Origin of the sequence: Rhizobium sp. rho-13.1 (assembly GCF_007000305.1) — a bacterium.
In the GTDB taxonomy this organism is placed as follows: domain Bacteria; phylum Pseudomonadota; class Alphaproteobacteria; order Rhizobiales; family Rhizobiaceae; genus Rhizobium; species Rhizobium rhododendri.
On record NZ_SCFL01000079.1, the window covers coordinates 1 to 894 of the forward strand.

The window sequence follows — 894 nt, forward strand, 5'->3', positions numbered from 1 at the left end:
TCGCGTCTACCGGCATTGGCCCTTGCGAGCGACATCAGCATCGGGCCGATGGCGAACTCGCCGCGCTCCGTCCTGCAGGTGAGGTCGCGCAGATATCTGACGGCCGACGTGATGCTGCCGGCCCGTTCCAGCACGCAGGCCGTGACGGTCGCCGCATTCTCGGGCCCCATGATGGCGCAAGCCTCCTCGTAGGCGCTGGGGCTGACCCCCATCAGGTCTCGCCAATTGCCGATACTGCCGCCCGGGCCGCAGGACAGGATTTCCGGGCAGGCCTGCAACACAAGCCCGAGCGGAAACGCCTTTAGGCCCGGTTGATCTCTGCTCGCCGTCGTGGTTTCACCAAACGGCCATCCGTTAGGCTTTTGCGCTCGAAAGCCTCATCCGCCGCAGGGGCCTCATCGATCTCTTCGACAATAGGCGTGATGTCATGGATGTCGGGCGAGCGTGGGATCCGGGCTACGAGATCGCGGAAATGCCCTTGTACCATAGGCCAGTCACCCGGCACGCCCTCTTCCAGCGCCGTCGCGATCAGCTTGGCAATGTCACGCCGGCAGAGCGACAGGCGCTCGCGCATCGCCCTGAGCGGGCTGGTCGACGGTGACCTGCGCTGCCAGTGTCTGGATTCATCAGAGCGGGCAATCAGCGGGGCGATATTGAAGCCATAGGCCTGGTCGACCTCCCCCTCCCCGTCCCGGCGCGCAAAGCGCTTGCCGTTCGGGCTATCCTTGCGCACCAGCAATCCGGCGTCCATCAGCGCTGCCAGATGGCGGCGCAGCGTCGCTGGCGCAATGCCGTGGGCGCGGATCGACAGCTGGGCGTTGGAGGGAAAGACAGCGAGGCCGTGCTTTGCACTGAGCTCATTGCCCAGATAGAAGCTCAGCAGCGCGTTCAGCA

The 894-nt window shown here is 65.2% G+C and carries 1 pseudogene; it reads right to left on the reverse strand.

The annotated features are described in order from the left end of the window. Positions 1 to 894: pseudogene (repC, locus tag EQW76_RS28705) on the reverse strand (plasmid replication protein RepC); the annotation flags it as partial.